20 protein-coding genes are annotated in these 22,235 nt (G+C 74.3%); 5 read left to right on the forward strand and 15 right to left on the reverse strand.

The annotated features are described in order from the left end of the window. Positions 1-84 precede the first annotated feature (84 nt). Positions 85-951 carry a DUF559 domain-containing protein gene (locus GA0070558_RS13725; RefSeq protein ID WP_256091921.1) on the forward strand — a complete coding sequence of 289 codons (867 nt, stop codon included), beginning with the start codon at positions 85-87 and terminating at the stop codon, positions 949-951. Positions 952-969: 18 nt separating this feature from the next. On the opposite strand, the gene topA is transcribed toward GA0070558_RS13725, so the two are convergent. From topA to GA0070558_RS13755, 6 genes are all read right to left on the reverse strand, one after another. Next, positions 970-3,816, reverse strand: a complete 2,847-nt coding sequence (gene topA, locus GA0070558_RS13730; RefSeq protein ID WP_091279397.1) for a type I DNA topoisomerase — start codon at positions 3,814-3,816, stop codon at positions 970-972. A gap of 362 nt (positions 3,817-4,178) precedes the next feature. Then, entirely contained in the window at positions 4,179-4,850 is a 672-nt protein-coding gene (locus GA0070558_RS13735; protein ID WP_091279400.1) for a hypothetical protein, read from the reverse strand. Beyond that, on the reverse strand, positions 4,841-5,383 hold the full coding sequence (locus tag GA0070558_RS13740) for a hypothetical protein (RefSeq protein ID WP_077935708.1): 543 nt from the start codon (positions 5,381-5,383) through the stop codon (positions 4,841-4,843). The genes GA0070558_RS13735 and GA0070558_RS13740 overlap by 10 nt, the downstream gene beginning before the upstream one ends. Positions 5,384-5,508: 125 nt before the next feature. Further along, complete coding sequence (locus tag GA0070558_RS13745) at positions 5,509-7,893, reverse strand: sodium-translocating pyrophosphatase (protein ID WP_091279403.1); 2,385 nt, start codon at positions 7,891-7,893, stop codon at positions 5,509-5,511. 376 nt (positions 7,894-8,269) lie between these two features. Next, a complete protein-coding gene (locus GA0070558_RS13750; RefSeq protein WP_043961491.1) occupies positions 8,270-8,704 on the reverse strand; it encodes an ATP-binding protein in 435 nt (144 codons plus the stop codon). Then, on the reverse strand, positions 8,704-9,060 hold the full coding sequence (locus tag GA0070558_RS13755) for an STAS domain-containing protein (protein ID WP_043961490.1): 357 nt from the start codon (positions 9,058-9,060) through the stop codon (positions 8,704-8,706). The genes GA0070558_RS13750 and GA0070558_RS13755 overlap by 1 nt, the downstream gene beginning before the upstream one ends. Before the next feature lie 141 nt (positions 9,061-9,201). Between GA0070558_RS13755 and GA0070558_RS13760 the strand changes: the two genes are divergently transcribed. The 3 genes from GA0070558_RS13760 to GA0070558_RS13770 all read left to right on the forward strand — a co-directional run bounded on the left by GA0070558_RS13760 (position 9,202) and on the right by GA0070558_RS13770 (position 12,689). Next, the gene (locus tag GA0070558_RS13760; protein WP_091279405.1) at positions 9,202-11,619 is read left to right on the forward strand and encodes a DEAD/DEAH box helicase; all 2,418 of its coding nucleotides are present in this window, start codon (positions 9,202-9,204) and stop codon (positions 11,617-11,619) included. Between the two features lie 140 nt (positions 11,620-11,759). Then, the gene (locus tag GA0070558_RS13765; RefSeq protein ID WP_043961488.1) at positions 11,760-11,966 is read left to right on the forward strand and encodes a hypothetical protein; all 207 of its coding nucleotides are present in this window, start codon (positions 11,760-11,762) and stop codon (positions 11,964-11,966) included. 144 nt (positions 11,967-12,110) lie between these two features. Continuing rightward, the gene (locus GA0070558_RS13770) at positions 12,111-12,689 is read left to right on the forward strand and encodes an LURP-one-related family protein (protein WP_077935705.1); all 579 of its coding nucleotides are present in this window, start codon (positions 12,111-12,113) and stop codon (positions 12,687-12,689) included. 50 nt (positions 12,690-12,739) lie between these two features. Here the strand turns inward: GA0070558_RS13770 and GA0070558_RS13775 are convergent, their stop codons facing one another. Then, a complete protein-coding gene (locus tag GA0070558_RS13775; RefSeq protein WP_256091922.1) occupies positions 12,740-13,972 on the reverse strand; it encodes a helix-turn-helix domain-containing protein in 1,233 nt (410 codons plus the stop codon). A 420-nt stretch (positions 13,973-14,392) separates the two neighbouring features. On the opposite strand from GA0070558_RS13775, the gene GA0070558_RS13785 reads away from it, so the two are divergent. Next, positions 14,393-14,617 (forward strand): helix-turn-helix transcriptional regulator, encoded by a 225-nt coding sequence (locus GA0070558_RS13785; RefSeq protein ID WP_091279774.1) that lies wholly within the window; start codon positions 14,393-14,395, stop codon positions 14,615-14,617. A 337-nt stretch (positions 14,618-14,954) separates the two neighbouring features. Here GA0070558_RS13785 and GA0070558_RS13790 read toward each other — a convergent pair whose 3' ends face one another. The 8 genes from GA0070558_RS13790 to ssd form a co-directional block, all read right to left on the reverse strand. Further along, the gene (locus tag GA0070558_RS13790) at positions 14,955-16,325 is read right to left on the reverse strand and encodes an eCIS core domain-containing protein (RefSeq protein WP_091279777.1); all 1,371 of its coding nucleotides are present in this window, start codon (positions 16,323-16,325) and stop codon (positions 14,955-14,957) included. Between the two features lie 186 nt (positions 16,326-16,511). Continuing rightward, positions 16,512-16,910, reverse strand: coding sequence for an Rv3654c family TadE-like protein (locus GA0070558_RS13795; RefSeq protein ID WP_091279409.1), 399 nt, complete (start codon positions 16,908-16,910; stop codon positions 16,512-16,514). 91 nt (positions 16,911-17,001) lie between these two features. Continuing rightward, on the reverse strand, positions 17,002-17,319 hold the full coding sequence (locus GA0070558_RS13800) for a TadE family type IV pilus minor pilin (protein ID WP_043961485.1): 318 nt from the start codon (positions 17,317-17,319) through the stop codon (positions 17,002-17,004). 128 nt (positions 17,320-17,447) lie between these two features. Next, positions 17,448-17,615, reverse strand: coding sequence for a DUF4244 domain-containing protein (locus GA0070558_RS13805; protein ID WP_077935702.1), 168 nt, complete (start codon positions 17,613-17,615; stop codon positions 17,448-17,450). A gap of 50 nt (positions 17,616-17,665) precedes the next feature. Beyond that, entirely contained in the window at positions 17,666-18,403 is a 738-nt protein-coding gene (locus tag GA0070558_RS13810; RefSeq protein WP_091279411.1) for a type II secretion system F family protein, read from the reverse strand. Then, positions 18,403-19,575: a type II secretion system F family protein gene (locus GA0070558_RS13815; protein WP_439709597.1), complete on the reverse strand. Its 1,173-nt coding sequence runs from the start codon at positions 19,573-19,575 to the stop codon at positions 18,403-18,405. The genes GA0070558_RS13810 and GA0070558_RS13815 overlap by 1 nt, the downstream gene beginning before the upstream one ends. After that, positions 19,572-20,822 carry a TadA family conjugal transfer-associated ATPase gene (locus tag GA0070558_RS13820; RefSeq protein WP_091279414.1) on the reverse strand — a complete coding sequence of 417 codons (1,251 nt, stop codon included), beginning with the start codon at positions 20,820-20,822 and terminating at the stop codon, positions 19,572-19,574. The genes GA0070558_RS13815 and GA0070558_RS13820 overlap by 4 nt, the downstream gene beginning before the upstream one ends. Continuing rightward, the gene (gene ssd, locus GA0070558_RS13825) at positions 20,819-21,874 is read right to left on the reverse strand and encodes a septum site-determining protein Ssd (protein ID WP_176734214.1); all 1,056 of its coding nucleotides are present in this window, start codon (positions 21,872-21,874) and stop codon (positions 20,819-20,821) included. Before ssd ends, GA0070558_RS13820 begins: the two co-directional genes overlap by 4 nt. Between the last annotated feature and the right edge of the window lie 361 nt (positions 21,875-22,235).

Consider the following 22,235-nt stretch of genomic DNA (forward strand, 5'->3'; position numbering starts at 1 on the left):
GGTAGGGGTTGGGCCCGGTTGGCGCGAGCACTGCCAGGAGACGACGCCGACGAACTGACCTGGTTGCTTTTCCATCAGGACGATGTGATCAGCCTGGCGCAGGCACGGCAGTTCCTGACTCCCAAGGCGATCCGGCACCGGGTCACCGTCCAACGGTGGCGACAGGTGCACCGCGCCGTCTTCGTCACCCACAACGGCCCCGTGAGCGCAGACCAGCGCCGCTGGATAGCCGTGCTGGCCGCAGGTCCGGCGGCGGTACTCGCCGGCCCTACCGCTGCCGGCGCCTGGGGCCTGCGCCGGTACGACAGCCGAGCCGTGCACCTGCTCCTGCCCGCCGCGCACCAGACCCGATCGCTTCCGCCCGGCGTCCTGCTGCACCGCACCACCCACCTGCCCGAGGAGGACGTGCTACGGGTGGGTCAGCCGTGTCGCACCATGCCAGCACGTTCGCTGGTGGACGCCGCGCAGTGGGCAGCCACCGACGAGGACGCGCGGGCGATCATCGCGGCCGGGTTCCAGCAGCGGCTCGTCGCCGGCGACGACCTGCACCGCGTGCTCGACCGGCTACCGCGGGCGCGACGCCGCAGCCTCATCCGCCAAACAGCCGCCGATGCGGCAGGCGGCTCCCACTCCCTGCCCGAGCTGGACTTCCTCAGGCTGACACGCCGCGCCGGCCTGCCCGAGCCGTCCCGGCAGGCGGTGCGATGCGACGCCAGCGGGCGTCGTCGGTACCTGGACGTCTGGTTCGACGAGTGGCGCGTGCACGTGGAGATCGACGGCGGACAGCACCTCGACCCGCGGGCCGCCTGGGCGGACATGCGACGACAGAACGACCTCTGGATCGAGGGCGACCGGGTGCTGCGGTTCCCGGCCTGGGCGGTGCGCCACACTCCTGACGAGGTGGTGGCACAGGTCCGCGCCGCTCTCCGCGCGGCAGGCTGGCCCGGTTGAGCCAGCCGCCGCCCTTGTTCAGGTGGTGGCCTTCTTGGGGGGTGTCGCCTTCTTGGCCGGGGTCGCCTTCTTGGTCGCCGTGGACTTCGCAGCCGCCGTGGACTTCGCAGCCGCCGTCGTCTTCGTGGCGGCGGTGGTCTTCTTCGCGGCCGTCGTCTTCTTCGCCGTCGTCTTCTTCGCGGCCGGGGCCTTCTTCGCCGCCGCCTTCTTCTTCGGGGCCGGGCCCTTCGCGCGCTTCTCGGCGAGCATCTCGGAGGCTTCCTCGACGGTCAGCGCCTCCGGGGTCTGCCCCCGCCGCAGGGACGCGTTGAACTCGCCGTCCGTCACGTACGGGCCGAACCGGCCGTCCTTGATCACCAGCGGCTTCTCGGTGAGCGGGTCGTTGCCCATCTCCCGCAGCGGCGGCGCGGCGGTCCGACGCTGGCGGGTCTTCGGGGCGGCCAGCAGGGCCAGCGCCTCGTCCAGCGTGACGGTGAACATCTTGTCTTCCGAGTCCAGCGAGCGGAACTCGTCGCCCTGCTTGACGTACGGGCCGTAGCGGCCGTTGTTGGCGAAGACCTCCACGCCGTCGGGGGCCACCCCGACCAGCCGGGGCAGGCTGAGCAGCTTCAGCGCCTCGTCGAGGGTGAGCGAGTCCGGCGACTGCGTGCGCAGCAGCGACGACTTGCGCTCGCCGCTGGCCACGTACGGGCCGAACCGGCCGGACTTGAGCAGGATCGGCTCGCCGGTCGACGGGTCGTCGCCGAGCTTGCGCTCGCCGCCCCCGCCGAGGAACAACTCGTGCACCTTCTCCGGGGTCAGCTCGTCGGGGGCCAGCCCCTCGGGGATCGGCGCCCGGTCGCCCTGGGCACCGCCCTCCTCGCCCTCCCCGTGGGCCGCCGGCTCCTCGCCGGGCACGCCCCGCTGGAGGTACGGCCCGTAGCGCCCCACCCGGACGACGACCTCGCGGCCCTCGTCGTCGGTGTGCAGGGGGATCGAGTTGACGCTGCGCGCGTCGATCTCGCTGAGGTTCTCCGTGACCAGCTTCTTCAGCCCGCCGGCGTGGGCGATGGTCTGGTCGCCGGCCCCGTTGGCGCTGCCGAAGTAGAACGCGGTGAGGAAGTCGACGGCGGCGTGGTCGCCACCGGCGATCTCGTCCAGCTCGTTCTCCATGCTGGCGGTGAAGTTGTAGTCGACCAGGCGGGGGTAGTGCCGCTCCAGCAGGCCGATCACCGCGAACGCCAGGAACGACGGGATGAGCGCCTGGCCGCGCTTGCTGACGTACCCCCGGTCCTGGATCGTCTGCATGATCGACGCGTAGGTGGAGGGGCGGCCGATGCCCAGCTCCTCCAGGGCCTTGACCAGCGACGCCTCCGTGTAGCGCGACGGCGGCTGGGTGTGGTGGCCCTGGGCGGCCAGCGCGTCGGCGGTCAGCGGCTGGTCCTTGACCAGGTTGGGCAGCCGGCGCTCGGCGTCCTCGGCCTCGGCGTTCTCGTCGTCGGACGACTCGACGTACGCGCGCAGGAAGCCCGGGTCGGTGATCGTCTTGCCGGTCGCGCCGAAGTCGGCCTCCTCGCTGGCGGAGGAGACGGCCCGGATCCGCACCGAGACGCTGGAGCCGACCGCGTCGGTCATCTGGGAGGCGATGGTGCGCCGCCAGATCAGCTCGTAGAGCTTGAACTCGTCGCCGGACAGCTCCCGGGCCACCTCGCCCGGGGTGCGGAAGTTGTCGCCCGCCGGGCGGATCGCCTCGTGCGCCTCCTGCGCGTTCTTCACCTTGCCGGTGTAGCGGCGCGGCTCCGGCGGCACGCTGCGCTCGCCGTACAGCTCGACGATCTGCCGGCGGGCCGCCGCGATGGCGGTCTCCGACAGGTTCACCGAGTCGGTACGCATGTAGGTGATGTAGCCGTTCTCGTAGAGCCGCTGCGCGGTGCGCATCGTCTGCTGCGACGAGAACCGCAGCTTGCGGGCCGCCTCCTGCTGGAGGGTGGAGGTGATGAACGGCGCGTACGGGCGGCGGCGGTAGGGCTTCTCCTCGACCCGGGTGACCGTGAACGGCCGCCCCTGCAGGCGGGCAGCCAGGCCGCGCGCGCCGCCCTCGTCGAGGTGCACGACGCCCGCGCCGGGCCGCACCCGGCCGGTGGTCGGCTCGAAGTCCTTGCCGGTGGCGATCCGGTCGCCGTTCAGCGCGACGAGGGTGGCGTTGAAGGTGCGCGGCCCCTCGCCCGGCTTCGCCACGGCGAGGGTGGCCAGGATGTCCCAGTATTCGGCGGTGCGGAAGGCCATCCGCTGCCGCTCCCGCTCGACCACGATCCGGGTCGCCACGGACTGCACCCGGCCCGCCGAGAGCTTCGGCATGACCTTCTTCCACAGCACCGGGGAGACCTCGTAGCCGTAGAGCCGGTCGAGGATGCGCCGGGCCTCCTGGGCGTCGACCAGGTCCCGGTCGATCTCGCGGGGGTTGGCCACCGCCGCCTGGATCGCCGGCTTGGTGATCTCGTGGAAGACCATCCGCTTGACCGGCACCTTGGGCTTCAGCGTCTCCACCAGGTGCCAGGCGATCGCCTCGCCCTCGCGGTCCTCGTCGGTGGCCAGGAAGATCTCGTCGACCTCCTTGGCCAGCTTGACCAGCTTGCTGATCTGCTGGCGGCGGTCGGGCGAGACCACGTAGAGGGCGTGGAAGCCGTTGTCGACGTCCACCCCGAGCCGGGCCCACGGCTCGCCCTTGTACTTGGCGGGCACGTCGGCGGCGTTGCGCGGCAGGTCGCGGACGTGACCGAAGCTGGCCTCCACGACGTACCCCGGGCCGAGATAGCCCGAGATCGTCTTGGCCTTCGCCGGTGACTCGACGATGACCAGACGGGTGGTCCTGGCGTTGCTCGGCACGTCTCCTGCGACCTCACTCCTGCTCGTGGCCGGCCGATCCGGGGCGCGGACCACCCGCGGTCCGCCGGAACCGCCGGCGGTCCGGATGTCCAACGTAACGCGCCGTCCGCGTTCCGGGTTTCGCGGGCGGCAAACCGCCCACGCCGCTTCCCCGGGCACCGGCGACGGTCTTGCCGGACGGCGCCACCGTACACCGTGGGTAGGCCCTCGGGCGGGCCACTGTGACGACGCCGCCTCTCGGTGGAGGTCCGACCAGCCGCTCCGCCGCCGCCGTCGGACGGCCGGAGTGTCCTTGATCGGACACCCGGAGGAGGCCGACCGGCGACGCCCCGCCCGGCCCAGGACGTGCCGCGGCACCCGGCTCAGGGCGCGGCGGGCCAGTCGGCGGCGGCGGGCGGGCGGTCGCCGATGAGGTCGGCGAGGCGGGCCAGCCGGCGGCGGCCCGTGATCCGGTACGCCGGCCCGCCCGCCTGCGCGTCGAGCAGCACCGCCGGCAGGCCGACGGCGGCCAGGGCCGCGCCGACCGGTTCCCGGCAGTGCTCGTCCGCCGCGCCGAGGCGGAGCAGGAACCCGGGCGGGTCGGCCGCCCCGGCGGCGGCGACCCAGAGCCGCAGCCGGCGGCCGTTGAGGTGGAACCCCGCGGGCGGCCGTTTCACCTCACCCGCAGACTCGACGCAGGACGCCGGCTCGACGGACGAGGGCGGGGCGACGGACGACGGCGGGTCGCGCAGCCAGGCCAACGCGAGCGGCGCGAGGGTGCTCGCGTACGAGGTGCGCACGAGGTGCCGCCCGTCGGCGGTCGCCTCCCAGGTCGCGGCGACGCCGCGCCGGGACAGCTCGGCGACGAGCACGTGCACCCGCCAGGCGGCGTCCAGCACGATCGACAGCCGGGCGGTGCCGCCCATCCGGGACACCTCACCGGGCCCGGCGAGCAGCCCGGCCAGGTCGGCGACGGACGGGTCCGCCGCCTCGGCGCCGAACAGGGAGAGCTGCCGCACCGGGTCGGGTGGTCGGTCGGGGGACGTCAGCGGCACTCCGGGACCTCGTCGAAGGCCTGCCTGAGTTCTTCGGAGTCGAGCCGGCTGGTGTCCAGCGCGCTGGCGTCGTACTCCTTGTTGAGGGTCTCCACGGCCGTGCGCACCCCGTCGTAGAAGGCGGTGGCCTCGCCGGTGCCGAGCCCGTCGATGGTGTCCCGGGCCCGGCCGTACGCGTCGCGCACCTTGCCCAGGGACGCCTGGAAGCGGGCCGAGACCTCCTCGCCGTTCTCGGTCTCGGGGACGCCGGCCTGGTCGATCTTGCGGCGGGCGGTCTCGCTGGCGTCCTCCGCGCCGGCAAAGAGCCGCACCAGGTTCTCCTTCGCCTGCGCCGGGGTGGTCTGCGCGGTCATCTGCTGCTGGGTGCTGCTGGTCAGCTTGTTGATCTCGGCCCGCCACGGGGTGAGCGCCTCGCAGACCGACGCCGCCCACGCCCGGGGGCTGGGGCCGCCGCCGCACGCGGCCAGCGCCAGGACCAGCGTGGCGAGGACCGCCGTCAGCTTTCCGGCGGTCGCCGCCCGGCACGTGCGCATGCGTTGCAGCGTACGGCCTCAGCGCCGTTGTGCCACGGGTCGGTTTGCCGCCCCGGGCCCGCCACGGGGTGTGCGGGTTCCCGGCCGGCGGTGGTGGACCGGCCGGGAACCCGCTGTGTCACCGCTCAGGCGTTGACCGTCTCCGGCCGCTGGTCGGCGCTGCCGGCGCCGGTGCCGCTGTCGTCGGAGTCGCCCATCGCGATGCCCTTGCGCTTGCTGAACACCACCGCCGCCACGACGATCAGCGTGGCCACCACCGCGATGCCGACGCGGAGGCCGACGTTGCGGTCGTCGCCGACGCTCCACGCCACGACGGCCGGCGCGATCAGCAGCGAGACCAGGTTCATCACCTTGATCAGCGGGTTGATCGCCGGGCCGGCGGTGTCCTTGAACGGGTCGCCGACGGTGTCGCCGATGACCGTGGCGGCGTGCGAGTCGGAGCCCTTGCCGCCGAACGCGCCGTCCTCGACGAGCTTCTTGGCGTTGTCCCACGCGCCGCCGGAGTTGGACAGGAAGACCGCCATCAGGGTGCCGGCGCCGATCGCCCCGGCCAGGTACGCCGCCAGCGCGCCCGGCCCGAGGCCGAAGCCGACGGCGATCGGGGCGAGGATGGCGAGCAGGCCGGGGGTCATCAGCTCGCGCTGCGCGTCCCGGGTGCAGATGTCGACGACCTTGCCGTACTCGGGGCGCTGGGTGCGGTCCATGATCCCGGGCAGCTCGCGGAACTGCCGGCGCACCTCCATCACCACCGCGCCCGCCGAGCGGGACACCGCGTTGATGGCCAGCCCGGAGAAGAGGAACACCACGGCCGCGCCGATGATCAGGCCGACGAGGTTGCGCGGGTTCGCCACGTTCAGCGAGTTGAGGATCTCCGCGCCGACGTCGCCGACGCCCGCGTCCGAGTACGCCGTGCGCAGCGTGTCGGTGTACGAGCCGAACAGCGCCGTCGCCGCGAGGACGGCGGTGGCGATCGCGATGCCCTTGGTGATCGCCTTGGTGGTGTTGCCGACCGCGTCCAGTTCGGTGAGGATCCGGGCGCCGTTCTCGTCGATGTCGCCGGACATCTCGGCCACGCCCTGCGCGTTGTCGGAGATCGGGCCGAAGGTGTCCATCGCGACGATCACGCCGACGGTGGTGAGCAGGCCGGTGCCGGCCAGCGCCACCGCGAACAGCGACAGCGTGATGGAGCCGCCGCCCAGCAGGAACGCGCCGAAGACGCCCGCGCCGATCAGCAGCGCCGAGTAGACGGCCGACTCCAGGCCGACGCTGATGCCGGCGAGGATGACGGTCGCCGGGCCGGTCTGCGAGCTCTTGCCGATGTCCTGCACCGGGCGGCGGTTGGTCTCGGTGAAGTAGCCGGTGAGGGCCTGGATCGCGGCGGCCAGCACGATGCCGATGATCACGGCGGCGATGGTCACGCCGCGCGGGCCCAGCGGCGGGTCGCCGCCGTCGACGCCGAGGCTGGCCCGCCACTCCGGCCCGAGCAGGTCGGCCCAGGTCGGCTTGAGGTAGACGAAGGAGGCGACCGCCACCAGCACCGCGGAGAACAGGGCGGAGAGGTAGAACGCCCGGTTGATCGCGGTGAGACCGTTGCGGTCGGAGGCGCGCAGCCGGGTGATGAAGACGCCGACGATCGCCACCAGCACGCCGATCGTGGAGATGATCAGCGGGAGGACGAGACCGTCGTTGCCGAACGCGGCGCGGCCGAGGATCAGCGCGGCGACGAGGGTGACGGCGTACGACTCGAAGAGGTCGGCGGCCATGCCGGCGCAGTCGCCGACGTTGTCGCCCACGTTGTCGGCGATGGTGGCGGCGTTGCGCGGGTCGTCCTCGGGGATGCCCTGCTCGACCTTGCCGACCAGGTCGGCGCCGACGTCGGCGGCCTTGGTGAAGATGCCGCCGCCGACCCGCATGAACATGGCGAGCAGGGCCGCGCCGAAGCCGAAGCCCTCCAGCACGGTCGGCGCGTCGCCCTTGAACAGCAGGACGACCAGCGCCGCGCCGAACAGGCCGAGACCGACGGTGAGGAAGCCGACCACGCCGCCGGTGCGGAAGGCGATCTTCATGGCGCCCTCCCGGCCGCCGGTCGCCTCCCGGGCCGCGGCGGCGACCCGCAGGTTCGCGCGGGTGGCCAGCCACATGCCGGCGCCGCCGATGAACGCGCTGAACAGGGCGCCCACCACGAAGAAGGCGGACCGGCCGATCTTCACCGCCAGCTCGCTGCCGTCGGTGTCGTGCACCGGCAGCAGGAAGAGCAGCACCACGGCGATCACCACGAAGATCGCGAGGGTCCTGAACTGCCGGAACAGGTAGGCCGAGGCCCCCTCCTGCACCGCTCCGGAGATCTCCTGCATGTTGGTGGTGCCCTTACCGGCTGCCAGCACGGCCTTGGTCAAGGCGGCGGCGAAGACGAGTGCCACCAGCGCGATGACCGCGGCGATGACGACGTACGTCAGGTTGGCTCCGGTAAGGGACAGTGCGCCGCCGTCGGCGGCCATGGTCCCGGACATCTGTGTCCTCCTGTACCGAACACTCGCGCCGGCCGGTGGAGACGCACGGACCGACGCCTGGATGCGGACTCGCAAGCGCGCCAACCCACTCCAGCGGACCAGCGATGAACACCCATACCCGCTGGCTGCGGGAAGGATCACTTGCTGACAACCCGCGTACTGTAGCCCTCTGTAGTGCCAGAGGTCACATTGAGGGGCACCCTCTTCGGATGATCTTCGTCGCTGTGTTACGAGAAGAATTCTGATATAAGCCCCGACCACGACGAACGGGCCGCCCTCCCGGTCGGGAGTGCGGCCCTGAGCAGCCAATCAATGGGTTGAGCGCCGAGTCAGCCGGGACGACTGACCATGCGATCAGCGGGGGTTGATCCGGGAGTCAGCGACCCACCGGCCATACCATGCGGACCTCCGTGCCGACGCCCTCCTCGACGGGGCGCACCTGAAGATCCTCGACGAAACCGGCCAGCAGCGCGAAGCCCACGCCGGTGGTCAGGTCGTCCTCGTTGAGCGACTCGTTGGCGAGCTGGTCGGCGTCCAGCGCGGCCAGGCCGATGCTCGCCTCGATCGGCGCCCGGTCCACCACCCGCACCGCGTACGCACCGCTGTCGGACATCTCCACGAGCACCGGATCCGGCACGTTGTACTGCCGGTGCAGCGCCACCGCCCGGGTGCACGCCTCACCGATGGCCAGCCGCACCTCGTCGAGCAGGTCCTCGCGGACGCCGGCGCGGCGAGCCACCGCGACACCGACCAGCCGGGCGGTGCGCACGTGCACCGGGGCCGGCGAGAAGGAGAGCCGGACCGTCGCCATCAGGCGCCGGAGCCGGTCGGATCGGCCCCGATCGCCGCGTCGACGGTCGGGTACAGCGGGAAGACCTGATCCAGGGCGGTGATCCGGAAGATCTTGAGCAGGGGTTCCTTGCCACAGACCAGCGCGAAGCTGCCGCCGGCCGCGCGCAGCCGCTTCAGCGCGCCCACCAGCACGCCCAGCCCCGTGGAGTCCAGGAAGTCGACCCGGCCCAGGTCCACCACGACGTGCCGGTCCCCGCCGTCGATCAGCTCCAGCAGCCGTTCCCGCAGCCGAGGGGCCGTGTAGACGTCGACCTCACCGCCGACCTCGAGCACCGTGTGCTCCCCCACGGCACGGGTCGCCAGCGACAGCTCCATCGGTCCTCCTCGCAAGAGTCGTAAACTCTCCTGGGCATCTAACCATCCCCGCCGGGGCCGTCCGCGAGGTCACCGGCGAAGGGCTCCCCCATACCCACACCCCCGCCGGTCAACTCCGAACACTTGTGCGAGAGTGCAGACATGCCCCCCGCAGCCACCGTAGCCGCAGGCCACGGCCCCGACCGCCCGCCCGGCGCGGCCCCGGCCGAGCTGCTGCGTCGGCTGCGCGCGCGCACCGGCGGCGACGCCGACCCGGTCACCCACGTCGAGCGGGTGCCGGCCCGGCCCGGCGAACAGGCACCGTGGCCGCAGTGGACCCCCGAGGAACTGCGCGCGGCGTTCGCCCGCCGCGGCGTCGTCGCGCCGTGGCGGCACCAGGCCGAGGCCGCCGACCTGGCGTACGCGGGCACGCACGTCGTCGTCGCCACCGGCACGGCGTCCGGCAAGTCCCTGGCGTACCAGCTTCCCGCGCTGGCCACCCTGCTCGCCGACCCCCGGGCCACCGTGCTCTACCTCGCGCCGACCAAGGCGCTCGCCGCCGACCAGCTGCGCGCCGTCGCCAGCCTGGAACTCGACGGGGTACGCCCCGCCACCTACGACGGGGACACCCCGCGCGCCGAGCGGGAGTGGATCCGCCGGCACTCCCGGTTCGTGCTGACCAACCCCGACATGCTGCACCACGGCGTCCTACCCGGGCACGCCCACTGGTCGGGGTTCCTGCGCCGGCTGGCGTACGTGGTCGTCGACGAGTGCCACACCTACCGGGGCGTGTTCGGCTCCCACGTCGCGCACGTGCTGCGCCGGCTGCGCCGCCAGTGCGCGCGCTTCGGGCGTACCCCCGTGTTCCTGCTGGCCTCGGCCACGTCGGGTGACCCGGCGACGGCGGCCGGGCGGCTCACCGGCCTGCCCGTCGCGGCCGTCACCGACGACGCCTCGCCGCGCGGCGGGGTGACCTTCGCCCTGTGGGAGCCGCCGCTGCTGCCCGGCGACCAGGCTCCCGGGGCCGGCGGCCAGGCGGGCGGGGCCGGCGACCTCGCGCCGGTGCGCCGGTCGGCGCTGCGGGAGACCGCCGACCTGCTCGCCGACGCGGTCGCCTCCGGCGTGCGCACCCTCGCCTTCGTCCGGTCCCGCAAGGGCGCCGAGGTGGTGGCCGCCACCGCGCGCCGCGCCCTCGACGAGGCCGTCCCCGGGCTCGGCGACCGGGTGGCCGCCTACCGGGCCGGCTACCTGCGCGAGGAGCGGCGCGAGCTGGAACGCGCCCTGCTGCACGGCGACCTGCTCGGGCTCGCCTCGACCAACGCCCTGGAACTCGGCGTCGACCTGGTCGGCCTCGACGCCGTGCTGATCTGCGGCTGGCCGGGCACCCGGGCGTCGCTGTGGCAGCAGGCCGGGCGGGCGGGGCGCTCCGGCGACGAGGCGCTCGCCGTGCTCGTCGCCCGGGACGACCCGCTGGACACCTACCTCGTGCACCACCCGGAGGCCCTGTTCGGCCGCCCCGTCGAGGCCACCGTGCTCGACCCGGCCAACCCGTACGTGCTCGCCCCGCAGCTCGCCTGCGCGGCGGCCGAGGCCCCGCTCACCCCCGCCGACCTGGACCTCTTCGGCGACGGCGCGAAGGAGGCCGTCGACTCGCTCGTCGCGGCGGGCGCGCTGCGGCAGCGGCCGACCGGCTGGTACTGGCGGCACCGGGAGCGCCCCGACGTGGACCTGCGCGGCGAGGGCGGCGCCCCGGTCTGCGTGGTCGAGGCGGCCACCGGGCGGCTGCTCGGCACCGTCGACGGCGGATCGGCCCACTTCCTCGTCCACGCCGGCGCGGTCCACCTGCACCAGGGCGTGTCCTACGTGGTCGACTCGCTGGACCTCGACGACGGGTGCGCGCTGGTGCACCCGGAGGAGCCCGACTGGTCCACCCACGCCCGGGACATCACCTCCCTCACCGTGGCGTCGGTCCGCTCGTACGTCGACGCCGGGCCCGTCGGGCTCTTCCTCGGCGAGGTGGACGTGACCAGCCAGGTCGTGTCGTACCAGCGACGCCGGATCTCCTCCGGCGAGGTCATCGACACCCGCCCGCTGGACCTGCCGGCCCGCGAGCTGCGCACCGTCGCCGTCTGGTTCACCCTCTCCCCGGAGTCGCTGGCGGCGGCCGGGGTCGAGCCGGCGGACGTGCCCGGGGCGCTGCACGCCGCCGAGCACGCCGCCATCGGGCTGCTGCCGCTGATGGCCACCTGCGACCGGTGGGACATCGGCGGGCTGTCGACGGCGCTGCACCCGGACACCGAGGCCCCCACCGTCTTCGTCTACGACGGGCACCCCGGCGGGGCGGGTTTCGCCGAGCGGGCGTACGGCACGGCCGCACAGTGGCTGCGGGCCACCCGCGACGCGATCGCCGAGTGCGGCTGCGAGGCGGGGTGCCCGTCCTGCGTCCAGTCCCCGAAGTGCGGCAACGGCAACAACCCGCTGTCCAAGCCGGGCGCCCTCCGGGTGCTCGACGTGGTGCTGGCCAACCTGCCCGCGCCGGGGGCCGCGCTGCCCCGGCAGGGTGACCGGCGCTCCGAATAGCCGGCGTGCCGGACGGGCCGGTATCGGAAGGCGTGCATGACCGAAAGGCCTAGTGGGCATTGATGCATGGGAGCGCTTCCATGTCAGGCACCCGCCCCACTACCCTGAGATCGCCGTTTCCAGCCGCCGGAGGAGGAGTCGTGGCCGACACCATCGCCGAGACCGTCGACCTGCTCTACACCATCGACCAGGAACACCTCACCCCCGACCAGCAGATCGCCCTCGGTGCCGCCATGGCCACGCTCGCCCAGGCGGAGCGGCTGGAACAGATCAACGAGCGGCTGCGCGGCATCCACCAGGTGCTCAACGCGTGGGCGCTCAAGGCCACCGTCGACGGCGGGCGCTGACGGCTGCCAGCGGGCCGGCGGCCGTCAGCCGGCGGGGCGGGTGCCGGCGGGCTGTGCGAGTGTCGGTTTCGCGGGCGGTTGTCGGCCGCCGGGCGGTTGTCGGCGGGCTGTGCGAGACTCCGGCGACCCTTTGGAGGAAATCTCATGCAGCTCGACACCTTGCAGCACCAGCAGCAGTTCCACGTCCGGCAGCGAATCCGGATGATGGTCAACCAGTACGAGGTCCACTCCGTCGCCCCCGACGGCTCGGAAGGCGGACTGCTGGCGTTCGCACAGCAGAAGCGGCTGGCGTTCAAGGAACAGGTCACCATCTACACCGACGACAGCAAGCAGCAGCCGCTGCTCGGCTTCAAGGCCCGGCAGCGGCTGGACCTCGGCGCCACGTACGACGTGACCGACCACGCCGGCACCCCGATCGGGCTGTTCCGCAAGGACTTCGCCCAGTCGCTGCTGCGGTCCACGTGGCACGTCGAGCAGGCCGGCCTGCCGCAGATCACCGGCCAGGAACGCAGCATGCCGGTGGCGCTGCTGCGCCGGTTCGTCGACTCGCTGTCCTGGCTGCCGTACCACTTCGACTTCACCGCCGGCGGCCAGCCGGTGTTCTCGGTCATCAAGAAGTGGGGCCTGCGCGACCGGTACGTCGTCGAGGTGCACAACCCGCAGATCGACCGGCGGCTCGTGATCGCCATGGCGATCGGCCTGGACGCCCTCCAGGGCCGCTGACCCGGCGGACCCGGCCCCGAGCTTCTTCGAGAGGCCGGGGCCGGGCCGGCTCACACCACCACTCCCATCTGCTCGGCCAGGCGCAGGACGTCGGTGCTCGCCGCCGGTGACCGGCGTAGGACGGCCGCCACCAGCGCATGCCCCACCGGCCGGATGCGGACCTCCGCCGTCGCCACCCGGTCGGCGCTCACCACCGCCTCGGCCGCGCCGGTCAGGTCACCGACCTGCAGGAACCCGTTCGCCGCGTCGAGCAGGTGGGCCGCCCGGCGCTCCGGCGGCAGCCTTCGGAACGCGGTGCCCGCCACGAGCCGCCAATGCGCGGCGGAGTCGACGAGGCCCGCGCCGAGGTCGACCATCGCCGCCACCCGGGCCAACTCGACGGCCATGGGACCGAACGACGTCCGATAGTGGTCCTGCCCGTCGCCGACGGCCTCCGCCGCCGCGCCGGCCTGGCCGAGCAGTTCGTCGACGCTGTCGACGTGCCCGAGGGTGGCGGCCCCGCGCGCGGCCACGACGAGCAGCGTCCCGTAGACGGAGAGGTGGTCGGCGCGGCTGGCGAGCGGGTCCGGCGGCGCGATCTGGTAAGCCACCGCGATGCTGATCTCCATCGCATGCCGGGCCTGCCCCTGGGCCAGCAACGCGTACCCGAGCTGCACGGCGGCGGCCCCCGTCAGAAGACGATCGCCGGCGGCCTGGCCGACCACCAGGGCCCGGTCCGCGGCCAGCCATGCCAGGTCGTCGACCCCGAGTTTGCGCATCACCGCCGATACGATCTGGTACGCCTCGGCCAGGTGGCGTGCGCTCTCCGGGACGTCGGGGTGGGAGTTTCGGGACTGCTGGGCGTCGAGCAGCAGCTTCGGCAGCGCCCGGACCAGTTCGGCGTACCGGGCATGCTGGAAACTCAGCCAGGAGTGGTTGACCGCCTTCCGCAGGTCGCCGAGGGCCGGCGCCGGCTGGGCAGGACCGAGGAAGGTGGCGTCCCAGCGGGCCAGCGCGCCCCGGAGGGCGTCGACGCCGGCCTCGTCAAGCAGACCAATCTGTGCCCGCTCCCCACCGTCCCGGCCGAGCAGCAAGCGCACGTCGACCCGGAGCCCGTCGGCGACATCCTGCAGGGTAGACAGCTTGTCCAGCGCGCGGACACCCCGCTCGACCTTGTCGACCCAGCTCTTCGACTTGCCGATGGTGTCGGCGAACTGCTGCTGCGACATGCGCCGCCGAAAGCGCCAGTACGCGACCCGGCGACCGATCGGCAGCGTGTCCGTGGACGACCGGCGCGAGGTCACTCCCCCTCACCCGGCCAGTGGCCCCGGTTGATCGGGACACGGTGCCGCTGGCGACAGGGCAGCTCGTTTCCGCACTTGCAGACGTACCGCCACCTGGTCCACGACCACATGGGCCGATGCCGACGCGTCAAGGTCTGGGCGATGGCCAGCAGGTACTCCTCGTATCGGATCGAACGGGGCACCTCACGGCGCTCTCGCATCTCCACCTCCGGAGTTCCGGCTGTTGCGGCACCCCGTCCCGCCGGGCTCCGCCTCTACCAAGGGCGGAGGCGACGCGTCACCAATCACCCACTCACAGCAACGACATGCCAACTTTGGCAGGCCACATACAGTCCCGTCAAGTTTGGTAGACCTAATTTGGCAGGGCCTGATTGTGCGCTACCTAATTGGGTAGGCATGCCTATGCCTACCTTGTTTCGCATGGGTGAGCCGGAAGTACCGGGGCCGCTCGTTGGCCCGGCGGAGATGATGGCAATGCTCGGCGTGGGACGCTCTCGGCTGCGCCAGATCATCGCCCATCCGAAGTTCCCGCCCCCGTTCCAGACTCTGCAGGGCGGCTCGGTCTGGCTGAGGTCAGACGTTGAGGCGTACATCCGCGACCACCGCCGCGCCCGTCCTGCGGAAGACGAGGACACCCCGGGCTAGGCCCCGGGCCTCGACGAGGGTGGGGAATCAGGGAGATCTTGGAAGATTCCGGCCCCTGGAGGGGCCATGCGCTTCCAAGATCTCGCAGCTTCGAAGCTTGTCGGGGCAGTGGCTTCCTGAGGAGCACCGCAGACCGGAAGGCGGGGCCTCGCTGCGGGTAGGAGGCAGCACATTCCCTGATCGAGCACGATCTTGCTGCCTGCCCGCCCCGCTTACACCTACGCCTACGCCGAGGCCGGGTGAGCGACTTTGACACAGGTGCCAGGAGGAGGTCGGTCAACGTTCACGCAGATCGGTAGGCCGGCTCCGGCAAGGAAAGCACCGGCAGCGGCGGCGTTCAGGCGCGGGAGATGTGGATCAGCCGGTAGTTGGGGCTGTGCCGGGTCTGGAGCGGCACACGGGTCCGGTCGAAGTCCGGGTTTCCGAGCTCGACCTCGGTGCCCTCCGGCACGTTGAACTCCCTGACGGTGAAGGTCAGGGGCACGTAGCCGGGCACGCTGGCGTTGCCGCTGTTGACCCTGTTGATGCCGTCGATGACGCTCTGCGCGAACCCCTGGCCGGGCTCGTTGTCGGTCAGCACATAGGCATGGCTTGCGGCCCCCATCACCTCGTCGAGGCAGGAAGCGAGGTCGTTCGGCGGCGCCAGCTTCGTCCACGGCCCCGGGTGCGGCACGAAGATGTCGGTGTGCGGCACGTGGTTGCCGAACGCGGTGATGGATGCCTGGTGAAGCGTCACCGCGTTGGCGGGCACGCCGACGCTCGCAAGCGTGGATTGCGCCGTCGGCGTCATGTCCGGGTCGTAGGCCGACACCTGACCGCGCTGGCTCGCGAGGTCACGCAGGAAGTTGGCCTCTCCCCGGCTGACCACGTTGATCCCACCGGTCAACGTGTTCCGCACCACCGCCAGCGCCTCCTCGACGTGGTACCACTCGTCGTCGTCGGCCAGCGTCTGCAACTGGGCGATCATCGTCTGGGGAAGGCCCGCGAACGCCGGATAGGTGGGGACATCGTTCGACTCCAGCAGGGTGGGGTCCGCCGGGTCCCCCGCAGCGATCATCCGCTGGACCGCCGGCGCTGGGACCTCGTGCCCGCCGGTGTCCGCGTCGTGCTGCTCCGATTCGGCGGCCGGGGACGGAGGTGCCGCTGACAGCGCCCTGGCCGCGGTCTCCTCGGCCTCCCGCTCGAACCGGTCGGACGGGTCGCTGATCCGCAGCCCGTCGCCGTGATCCGTGCCGTCCACCGCGCCCAGGCGCTGCTGGACGACGTGGGTCAGCTCGTGGGCGAGGGTGTGCCGGTCGGCACCGCCCTGGCCGATCACCACGTGGTTGCCCGAGGTGTAGGCCCGGGCCCCGATCTCGCCTGCCGACTGCTCCGCCGCCGTGCCGGTGTGCAGCCGGACGTCGGAGAAGTCGGCGCCGAGCCTGGCCTCCATGTCGGCCCTGGTCGTCTCGTCGAGCGGTGTCCCCGCGGAACGCAGCACCTCCGGCACCGTCGACCGTTGGACCGGCTGCCCTCCGGCCAGCAGGCGGCCGACCTCGGCGTTGCCGATGGCGCGCTGGAGCGCCGGCAGCGCGGCCGGCGTGAGGGCCTCCGGCCCCAGGTCGGCGTGGGCCGGGTGGGCTGCCGCCGGTTCCGCGTCCCGGACGGGTCCCGTCAGGGACGCTGAGCCCAGCCGGCGCTGTCGATCCGGGTCCTGCCGTGCGTGCATGATCGTCTCCGTTCGACGGGCTCCGCGGGACCGGTTCGGACGGGTGGGGCCGGGCTCGGGCGACGAGCCGGCCGGGACGAGCCGGGCGATCTTCGTCATCCCACCTAAGCGCGCGGAACGCCGCCCCGCGAGAGCCGCCGGGGCACACCCGTTGCCCCTGAGGGCGCGCACCGCGCCGTCGATGCGTCATGCCCTGACCGGGCCGGCGCGGGCGGTCGCCATGGCGACCCGGGTGAGGCCGGGCACCGGCGTGACGGTCACCTCCGTCGCCACCACGGCATCCAGCCCGTCGAGCCGGCAGCCGGCCAGCCGCGCCCCGTTGGCCCGCGCGACGGCGTCGGCGGACGCGCAGGCCACCTCGCCGCCGGCGAGCGCCTGCGCCGCTGCGGCGAGCGCGGCGAAGTCCGCCGCCACGGCGGCCCGCTGGCGCGCGACCCGGGCAGCCTCGACGGCCGCGCCGAAGACGCCGACGATCACGAACACCAGCCCGACGGCCAGCAGACACACGGTCGCCCCGCCCCGATCGCCGCCGCACCGCCGACTCACCGCCACCCCACCCCGACCGCCGCCACACCACCGGCCCACGGTCGCCCCGCTCGTCTCGGCCCCGCCGGATCGCCCGTTGCCCGGAGCGCTCGCTGCGCGGGCCGGTGCGCCAGGGTGACTGCGCGGGTCCTCACGGCTGCGGGCCCGGAGCGCCGGGCTCGACGGCGGCCACCGCCGTAGCGGTCACGGTGATGAGGGGCAGCCGAGCGCCGAGGGCGCGCACGGGTGCCCGTACCGACGCGGTGACCCTTTCGCCGCCCACCGAGACCGAGACGTCGGCTCCGGCGGGCGCCGCCGCCTCGCCCGCCGCGACGCCGGGCTGGCCCCGGGAGGCGGCGAGCGCCGCCTCCCGGGCCGCCCCAAGGCAGCCGGCCTGCGTCGCCACCGCGTTGACGGCGGTGAGACCGGCGAGCAGGAGCAGCAGCAACGCCGGCAGGCCGGCGGCCATTTCGGCCGTGAACGACCCACGCTCCCGGGGCCGCCGGAGTCGACGCCGCCGCGCCCGACGACCACGTCGACCGGATGCTGGCTGCCGCTCCGGCGTACCCCGATCGCGCACGGCCTGCCGGCGGGGCGTCACTTCAGCGCCCGGTCGATCACGGCGGTCAGCGCGGACTGGACGTTGCCCGAGGTCAGCACCTTGAGCAGGATGCCGGCGAACGCGACGGCGGCGAGGGTGCCGACGGCGTACTCGGCGGTGTTCATGCCGGCGTCGCCGCGCAGGCGGACGAGCAGCTTTCGCATGTGTGTTCCTTTCTCGACTTGTCGCCGCGCGGCCGGTCGGCCGACGGCGCTCAGAGCACGTCGCCGAGGACGGCGACGATCACCGGCACCAGGCCGGCGAGAATGAAGGCCGGCAGGAAGCAGAGCCCCAGCGGCAGCACGATGAGGACACCGGCCCGGCGGGCGGACGCCTCGGCGGCGGTCGAGCGGTCGGCGCGCAGGTCGTCGGCCAGGCGGGTCAGCGCGCCGGCGAGGGCGGCACCGCTGCTCGACGAGCGCAGCGCCGCCCCGGCCAGCCGCTCGGCCCCCGGCACCGGCGCGAGATGCGCCCACGCCTCCTCGGAGCCGCCGCCGAGGAGCAGGGTCCGGCCGACCCGGCCGAGGCGGTCTCCCAGCGGCCCGCCGAGCGCTTCGGCCACCGCGAGCACCGAACGGTCGACGGGTGCCCCGGCCCGCATCGCGGACGCGAGAAGGTCAGCGGCGAGGGGCAGGTCGGCGGCCTCCCGCAGCCGCCGCTCCCGGGCGACGCGCGGCTCGATCCGGCGCAGTCCCCGGTCCGCCGCGACGGCGGCGAGGGCGCCGCCGAGCAGGCCCGACCAGCCGCCCAGCACGATCAGGACCGCCGCCCCGGCCAGCCCTGCCCCGAGGCGTACCGGGTCGGGCCACCACGCCGGGCGCGACCGCCCGGCAGGCTCGTTCCGCCGGCTCAGGCCGCGCAGCCGCCGGGCGGGGTCGGCCCGCGTACGGACGGACAGGGCGAGCACGGCCGCCACGGCGAGACAGCCGGCGGCCAGCGCATGGCGGGACATCAGCGGCTCCCGTCCGGTGCCGTGCCGAGCCGTTCGGCCCAGAACAGGCCGGCGAGCTGGAGGACGACGGCCAGCACCGCGCAGCCACCACCGACGGGGGTGTGCAGCAGGACCGCGACGGGGTCGACGCCGACGCCGTACCCCAGCCCGATGCCGCCGAGGGGCAGCGCGGCGAGGAGCCAGGCGGTGGCCCGGCTCCCGGCCGCCTGCGCTGCGGCGGCCGCGAGGCCCCGATCGGTGGCCCGCGCGTCGGCCTCGATGCGTTCCAGCAGGTCGGCGAGGGGCGCCCCGGTCCGGTCGGCGAGCTGAACCGCCGCGCGGGCCAGCCGCCCGAGCCGGTCGGCGGCGGCGGGGTCGACGGGCAGCGAGGCGGCGGCCGTCAACACCGGAACGCCGGCACGCAGGTCCGCGGCGAGGGCGCAGAGCTGGTCCAGGCTGCGCCGCCGCGCGAGCTGCGCCTGCCGGGCCAGCCGCCTGCGGAGCAGACCACGTACGGCCAGCGCCCCGTACGCGCCGACCACCACGGCGGCCACCGGCCCGGCCAGTACGGCACCGGATGCCGCGCCCGCCACGCCCCCGACCAGCGGGGCCCGCCGGGGCGAGGCCGACAGCCAGGCCGGGACGTGCAGCGACCGGAGACCGGCCACCGACGGCCGGGCACGCCCACCGTCGCCCGCCCCGTCGCCCGGCGGAACCGTGGGCGGGCCCGGGTGGGGCGGCGTCTCGGATCGGAGCAGGGCGCCTGCCGGCCTGCGCGGATCACGCCGACCGGGCGGGCCGGACCGTCCGCCGGGCTCCGCCGGACCGGAAGCGCCAGCGGGGCCGACCGAGGGACGGTGACCCGTCGGGCCGGGCGAGGGGCGGTGACCGGTCGGGCCGGGCGAGGGGCGGTGACCCGTCGGGCCGGACCGGCTGGAGGGCGGGCCCGGGGTGCAGGGGCCGGCGGTGGCCCAGGCCGGGCGGGCACCGGACGGCGTGGGGTCTCGCACCGGCCGGGGTGGCGGGTCGCCGTGGTCGATCCGACCGGCGTCCGGCGAGCCGGCTCCCGCCGGGGGCGGGGGCGGTTGCCCGAGCAGCGCGCGTCTCCTGGCCCGGCTGCTGCGCATCGGCCACACCACGGCCGCAGCGGCGGCGACGAGGAGGGCGGCCACCAGCCACTCGGTCGTGGTCACCCGAGCTCCCCGTGGCGGGCAGGGGCCCCGGCCCGGCCGTCCCGTTCGGTGCCGCCCCGCCACGCCTCACCCAGGACCGACGGGACGGGCACGTCCCGCTCCCGCAGCAACACGCCGAGGGCCTGCGCGGCGGGACCGGGGCCGTGGCCGCGTACCCAGGCGGGGACGACCGTGACGAGGCGGTCCGGGCCGTCGGGGAGCAGCAGGCAGACCGACTCCAGGACGCGGCCCCGCGCGCCCCGGCGGACCTGGAGCAGCACCTGGAGCGCGGCGGCGACCTGGGCGTGCAGCGCGGCCCGGGGCAGCCCGCCCAGCATGCCGAGCGCCTCCAGCCGGGCCGGGACGTCCGAGGGCGCGTTGGCGTGCAGCGTCCCCGCGCCGCCGTCGTGGCCGGTGTTCAGCGCGGCGAGCAGGTCGACGACCTCCCCGCCCCGGCATTCCCCGACGACGAGCCGGTCGGGGCGCATCCGGAGCGCCTGCCGCACCAGGTCGCTGAGCCCGACCGCGCCGGCACCCTCCACGTTGGAGGTGCGGGCCTGCAGTCCGACCACGTGCGGATGCAGGGGGCGCAGCTCGGCGGCGTCCTCGACCAGCACGATCCGCTCGTTGCCGGGGACCTGCCCGAGCAGGGTGTTGAGCAGGGTCGTCTTGCCGGAGCCGGTGCCGCCCACCACCAGGTACGCGAGCCGGGCGGCCACCACGGCGGCGAGCACCGGGGCGACCGGCCGGGGCACGGTGCCCTGCCGCACGAGGTCGTCCAGGGTGAACGGGCGCTGCCGGAAGGTGCGCAGGGACAGGTAGGGCCCGTCGGTGGCCACCGGGGGCAGCACGGCGTGCAGCCTGGTGCCGTCCGGCAGCCGGGCGTCGGCATACGGGGAGCCGTCGTCGAGGCGACGGCCTGCTCCGGCGGCGAGGCGCTGCGCCAGGCGGCGTACGTCGTCGACGGTGCCCATCGGCACCGCGACCTGGTGCAGGCCCTGGCCCCGGTCGACCCACACCCGGTTGGCGTTTACGAGAACGTCGGTCACCTCCGGATCGGCGAGCAGGGGTGCGAGCGGGCCCGCGCCGACCAGGTCGTCGTGCACCCGGCCGGCGATGCGCAGCACGGCGGTGTCGCCGAGGACCGCCGCCGCCGGCTCGGCGCGGACGGCGGAAACCACCGCCGCCGGCGTGACCGGGGCGGCCGTGGCGGCGAAGCGCTGCCGCACCCGGCTGGCGATCTCCTCACCGTCGGCGTGGCCGTTCACGCCGCACCCGGCATCGGGACGCCGGTCAGCTCGCCGACGATCCGCTGGCAGAGCGCGGCGAGGGGGCCGCGCCCGTCGGCGGCGGGGGCCTCCCCGCGCTCCAGTCCCCGGCACAGCCCCGGCTCGGGGCGGAGCGTGCCGGCCAACGGCAGGCCCAGCGCACGGGCGACTTCGACGGCCTTGAGCCGGCCGGGCGCCGGGCCCCGCACGACGACGGACAGTTGGGCGCAGTGCGGGGTGGCGGCCGCCGCCACCCGGGCCGCCGCAGCGGTGGCCCGCAGCTCGGCCGGCACGACGAGGAACGCCTGGTCGGCGGCCTGCAACGCGAGCACGGCCGGGTCGTCGAGGTGCCGGGGCACGTCGACCACGACGAAGTCGCGCCCGCGTCGGGCCGCGTCGAGGGTGGCCGCCATGGCCGGGGCGGGCAGCGGCAGGGGGTCTCCCCGGTCCCAGGAGAGCACCACCAGGTCGCCGCGGCTGGGCAGGGCCCGCACCAGCGCCGGCGGGTCGACCCGGCCGTCGGCGTCGGTCAGCGCCGGCCAGCGCAGCCCGTCCAGTTGTTCCCAGCCGAGCACCAGGTCGAGTCCGCCGCCGAGCGGGTCGGCGTCGACGAGGAGGGTGCGCAGCCGGGCCCGGGCGGCGGTGACGGCCAACCCGCCGGCGAGGATGCTGGCTCCGGCGCCGCCCCGGCCGCCGAGCACCGCGACCACCCGGGCCACGCCGTCTCCGGCGCGGTCCGGCGCGCACTCGGCGAACCGGTCCACCAGCCACGGCTCGGCGGCCGGCAGCGTGGCGACGTGTTCGGCACCGATCAGCTCGGCGATCTCCCAGCCGGGGTCCAGTTGCCCCGTCCGGCCCACCAGGACCATGCGCGACCGGCGCGGCAGCCGCGCCCGCAGGCAGGGCTGGGCCTGGTCGTCGCCCACCAGCACCAGCGGCGCCGGTGACCACCGGGACCGGGCGGCGGCCGGGTCCGCGGCCACCTCGACCTCGGTGCCGCCGGCGGCGGCGAGCCGGAGCAGGTCGTCGAGCAGGCCGTCGTCCGAGGTCACCACCAGGGGCAGTCGGCGGCGCGGTGGGAGCGGGGTACGGGGTGGTGGCATCGCGGCCTCCAGCAGTTGGGCTCGGGGGTGCTGCCGGAGAGCGTGCCCGGGTGGGACTCGGCCCGGCCGCCCACGATGGCTTCCCTGTGGACAACCGGGGGCACTGTGGACAACGCCCGAAAGCCCAGTGGATCTGCTATGGCGGGCCGGAGCGGCGCAGGTCGGAGGGGTCGGCCGTGGCAGGCGCGTGGGCCCCGTCGCACGCCCCGCGCCCGAATATGCCGCCGGCCCGGGTGCCCGATGGACGGCCGGGGCAGAATTCCCCCCGGCAACCATTGACCTTGGGGAACCCATTTCGCATAATTCGGTC

This window comes from Micromonospora haikouensis, from assembly GCF_900091595.1.
Lineage (GTDB): Bacteria > Actinomycetota > Actinomycetes > Mycobacteriales > Micromonosporaceae > Micromonospora > Micromonospora haikouensis.